We start from the raw sequence: 5,066 nt of genomic DNA, 5'->3' as shown, positions 1-5,066 counted from the left end.
GGTCGTGATATACTAATATAGTTGTCGCGAGAGAGCGACAAAGACCTTTGAAAACTGAACAAGACGAACCAATGTGCAGGGCGCTATAACGAAGGTTATAGTAACTGAACAATAAAAAAACAATAAATCTGTCAGTGACAGAATGAGTTTAAGACAAACAATTATTTTAATGAGAGTTTGATCCTGGCTCAGGATGAACGCTGGCGGCGTGCCTAATACATGCAAGTAGAACGCTGAAGGAAGGAGCTTGCTCTTTCTGGATGAGTTGCGAACGGGTGAGTAACGCGTAGGTAACCTGCCTGGTAGCGGGGGATAACTATTGGAAACGATAGCTAATACCGCATAACAGTAGATGTTGCATGATATCTGCTTGAAAGGGGCAATTGCTCCACTACCAGATGGACCTGCGTTGTATTAGCTAGTTGGTGAGGTAACGGCTCACCAAGGCGACGATACATAGCCGACCTGAGAGGGTGATCGGCCACACTGGGACTGAGACACGGCCCAGACTCCTACGGGAGGCAGCAGTAGGGAATCTTCGGCAATGGACGGAAGTCTGACCGAGCAACGCCGCGTGAGTGAAGAAGGTTTTCGGATCGTAAAGCTCTGTTGTAAGAGAAGAACGAGTGTGAGAGTGGAAAGTTCACACTGTGACGGTATCTTACCAGAAAGGGACGGCTAACTACGTGCCAGCAGCCGCGGTAATACGTAGGTCCCGAGCGTTATCCGGATTTATTGGGCGTAAAGCGAGCGCAGGCGGTTAGATAAGTCTGAAGTTAAAGGCTGTGGCTTAACCATAGTACGCTTTGGAAACTGTTTAACTTGAGTGCAGAAGGGGAGAGTGGAATTCCATGTGTAGCGGTGAAATGCGTAGATATATGGAGGAACACCGGTGGCGAAAGCGGCTCTCTGGTCTGTAACTGACGCTGAGGCTCGAAAGCGTGGGGAGCAAACAGGATTAGATACCCTGGTAGTCCACGCCGTAAACGATGAGTGCTAGGTGTTGGGTCCTTTCCGGGACTCAGTGCCGTAGCTAACGCATTAAGCACTCCGCCTGGGGAGTACGACCGCAAGGTTGAAACTCAAAGGAATTGACGGGGGCCCGCACAAGCGGTGGAGCATGTGGTTTAATTCGAAGCAACGCGAAGAACCTTACCAGGTCTTGACATCCCTCTGATCGCTCTAGAGATAGAGTTTTCCTTCGGGACAGAGGTGACAGGTGGTGCATGGTTGTCGTCAGCTCGTGTCGTGAGATGTTGGGTTAAGTCCCGCAACGAGCGCAACCCCTATTGTTAGTTGCCATCATTCAGTTGGGCACTCTAGCGAGACTGCCGGTAATAAACCGGAGGAAGGTGGGGATGACGTCAAATCATCATGCCCCTTATGACCTGGGCTACACACGTGCTACAATGGCTGGTACAACGAGTCGCAAGTCGGTGACGGCAAGCTAATCTCTTAAAGCCAGTCTCAGTTCGGATTGTAGGCTGCAACTCGCCTACATGAAGTCGGAATCGCTAGTAATCGCGGATCAGCACGCCGCGGTGAATACGTTCCCGGGCCTTGTACACACCGCCCGTCACACCACGAGAGTTTGTAACACCCGAAGTCGGTGAGGTAACCTTTTAGGAGCCAGCCGCCTAAGGTGGGATAGATGATTGGGGTGAAGTCGTAACAAGGTAGCCGTATCGGAAGGTGCGGCTGGATCACCTCCTTTCTAAGGATAAGGAAACCTGCACGTTCGTCTTGTTTAGTTTTGAGAGGTCTTGTGGGGCCTTAGCTCAGCTGGGAGAGCGCCTGCTTTGCACGCAGGAGGTCAGCGGTTCGATCCCGCTAGGCTCCATTGGTGAGAGATCACCAAGGATGAACATTGAAAATTGAATATCTATATCAAATAGTAACAAGAAAATAAACCGAAAACGCTGTGAATATTTAATGAGTTTTCTAATTTTGAAAAAATTAGGTTAATAAGGTTAAGTTAATAAGGGCGCACGGTGGATGCCTTGGCACTAGGAGCCGAAGAAGGACGTGACAAACGACGAAATGCCTCGGGGAGCTGTAAGTAAGCTTAGATCCGGGGGTGTCCGAATGGGGAAACCCAGCAGGTGATACCTGTTACCCATATCTGTTAAGGATATGAGGAGGAAGACGCAGTGAACTGAAACATCTAAGTAGCTGCAGGAAGAGAAAGCAAAAGCGATTGCCTTAGTAGCGGCGAGCGAAACGGCAGGAGGGCAAACCGAAGAGTTTACTCTTCGGGGTTGTAGGACTGCGATGTGGACTTAAAGATTATAGAAGAACTACCTGGGAAGGTAGGCCAAAGAGAGTAATAGCCTCGTATTTAAAATAGTCTTTATACCTAGCAGTATCCTGAGTACGGCGAGACACGTGGAATCTCGTCGGAATCTGGGAGGACCATCTCCCAACCCTAAATACTCCCTAGTGACCGATAGTGAACCAGTACCGTGAGGGAAAGGTGAAAAGCACCCCGGGAGGGGAGTGAAATAGAACCTGAAACCGTGTGCCTACAACAAGTTCGAGCCCGTTAATGGGTGAGAGCGTGCCTTTTGTAGAATGAACCGGCGAGTTACGATATGATGCGAGGTTAAGTTGAAGAGACGGAGCCGCAGGGAAACCGAGTCTGAATAGGGCGCTTTAGTATTATGTCGTAGACCCGAAACCATGTGACCTACCCATGAGCAGGTTGAAGGTGCGGTAAAACGCACTGGAGGACCGAACCAGGGCACGTTGAAAAGTGCTTGGATGACTTGTGGGTAGCGGAGAAATTCCAAACGAACTTGGAGATAGCTGGTTCTCTCCGAAATAGCTTTAGGGCTAGCGTCGACATTAAGATTCTTGGAGGTAGAGCACTGTTTGGGTGAGGGGTCCATCCCGGATTACCAATCTCAGATAAACTCCGAATGCCAATGAATTATGGTCGGCAGTCAGACTGCGAGTGCTAAGATCCGTAGTCGAAAGGGAAACAGCCCAGACCACCAGCTAAGGTCCCAAAATAATTGTTAAGTGGAAAAGGATGTGGGGTTGCACAGACAACTAGGATGTTAGCTTAGAAGCAGCTATTCATTCAAAGAGTGCGTAATAGCTCACTAGTCGAGTGACCCTGCGCCGAAAATGTACCGGGGCTAAAACAATTTACCGAAGCTGTGGATACCTATTATAGGTATGGTAGGAGAGCGTTCTATGTGTGAAGAAGGTATACCGTGAGGAGTGCTGGAACGCATAGAAGTGAGAATGCCGGTATGAGTAGCGAAAGACAGGTGAGAATCCTGTCCACCGTAAGACTAAGGTTTCCAGGGGAAGGCTCGTCCGCCCTGGGTTAGTCGGGACCTAAGGAGAGACCGAAAGGTGTATCCGATGGACAACAGGTTGATATTCCTGTACTAGAGTATGTAGTGATGGAGGGACGCAGTAGGCTAACTAAAGCGTGCGATTGGAAGTGCACGTCTAAGCAGTGAGGTGTGAATTGAGTTAAATGCTTAGTTCTATAACATTGAGCTGTGATGGGGAGCGAAGTTTAGTAGCGAAGTTAGTGATGTCACACTGCCAAGAAAAGCTTCTAGCGTTAAACATACTCTACCCGTACCGCAAACCGACACAGGTAGTCGAGGCGAGTAGCCTCAGGTGAGCGAGAGAACTCTCGTTAAGGAACTCGGCAAAATGACCCCGTAACTTCGGGAGAAGGGGTGCTGACTTAGGTCAGCCGCAGTGAATAGGCCCAAGCAACTGTTTATCAAAAACACAGCTCTCTGCTAAATCGTAAGATGATGTATAGGGGGTGACGCCTGCCCGGTGCTGGAAGGTTAAGAGGAGTGCTTAGGAGTAATCCGAAGGTATGAATTGAAGCCCCAGTAAACGGCGGCCGTAACTATAACGGTCCTAAGGTAGCGAAATTCCTTGTCGGGTAAGTTCCGACCCGCACGAAAGGCGTAATGATTTGGGCACTGTCTCAACGAGAGACTCGGTGAAATTTTAGTACCTGTGAAGATGCAGGTTACCCGCGACAGGACGGAAAGACCCCATGGAGCTTTACTGCAGTTTGATATTGAGTGTCTGTGCCACATGTACAGGATAGGTAGGAGCCATAGAGATCGGGACGCCAGTTTCGATGGAGGCGCTGTTGGGATACTACCCTTGTGTTATGGCCACTCTAACCCGGATAGGTGATCCCTATCGGAGACAGTGTCTGACGGGCAGTTTGACTGGGGCGGTCGCCTCCTAAAAGGTAACGGAGGCGCCCAAAGGTTCCCTCAGAATGGTTGGAAATCATTCGCAGAGTGTAAAGGTATAAGGGAGCTTGACTGCGAGAGCTACAACTCGAGCAGGGACGAAAGTCGGGCTTAGTGATCCGGTGGTTCCGTATGGAAGGGCCATCGCTCAACGGATAAAAGCTACCCTGGGGATAACAGGCTTATCTCCCCCAAGAGTTCACATCGACGGGGAGGTTTGGCACCTCGATGTCGGCTCGTCGCATCCTGGGGCTGTAGTCGGTCCCAAGGGTTGGGCTGTTCGCCCATTAAAGCGGCACGCGAGCTGGGTTCAGAACGTCGTGAGACAGTTCGGTCCCTATCCGTCGCGGGCGTAGGAAATTTGAGAGGATCTGCTCCTAGTACGAGAGGACCAGAGTGGACTTACCGCTGGTGTACCAGTTGTCTCGCCAGAGGCATCGCTGGGTAGCTATGTAGGGAAGGGATAAACGCTGAAAGCATCTAAGTGTGAAACCCACCTCAAGATGAGATTTCCCATAACAATATGTTAGTAAGAGCCCTGAGAGAAGATCAGGTAGATAGGTTAGGAGTGGAAGTTGTGTGAGCAATGGAGCGGACTAATACTAATAGCTCGAGGACTTATCCAAAAAGTAACTGAGGATATTTACAGCTGGTTAGATTTTTGTTAGAATATAGGTATTCAATTTTGAATGTTCATCATTCAGAGTTAAGTGACGATAGCCTAGGAGATACACCTGTACCCATGCCGAACACAGAAGTTAAGCCCTAGAACGCCGGAAGTAGTTGGGGGTTGCCCCCTGTGAGATATGGTAGTCGCTTAGC

General features: G+C 49.7%; 1 tRNA gene and 3 rRNA genes. All 4 read left to right on the top strand.

From position 1 onward, the window contains the following. Positions 1 to 165 precede the first annotated feature (165 nt). Positions 166 to 1,714: ribosomal RNA gene (locus HMPREF9421_RS10040) — 16S ribosomal RNA — on the top strand. Between the two features lie 53 nt (positions 1,715 to 1,767). Then, positions 1,768 to 1,840, top strand: a tRNA-Ala gene (locus HMPREF9421_RS10035). 128 nt (positions 1,841 to 1,968) lie between these two features. Then, positions 1,969 to 4,870, top strand: a 23S ribosomal RNA gene (locus HMPREF9421_RS10030). 80 nt (positions 4,871 to 4,950) lie between these two features. Next, positions 4,951 to 5,066, top strand: a 5S ribosomal RNA gene (gene rrf, locus HMPREF9421_RS10025). The 16S, 23S and 5S rRNA genes sit together here with 1 tRNA gene alongside, the layout of an rRNA operon.

The sequence above is a fragment of the Streptococcus australis ATCC 700641 genome (assembly GCF_000186465.1).
Taxonomy (GTDB): domain Bacteria; phylum Bacillota; class Bacilli; order Lactobacillales; family Streptococcaceae; genus Streptococcus; species Streptococcus australis.
The sequence above is the reverse complement of the archived record's forward strand: the minus strand, read 5'-3'. Positions and strand labels throughout refer to the sequence as shown.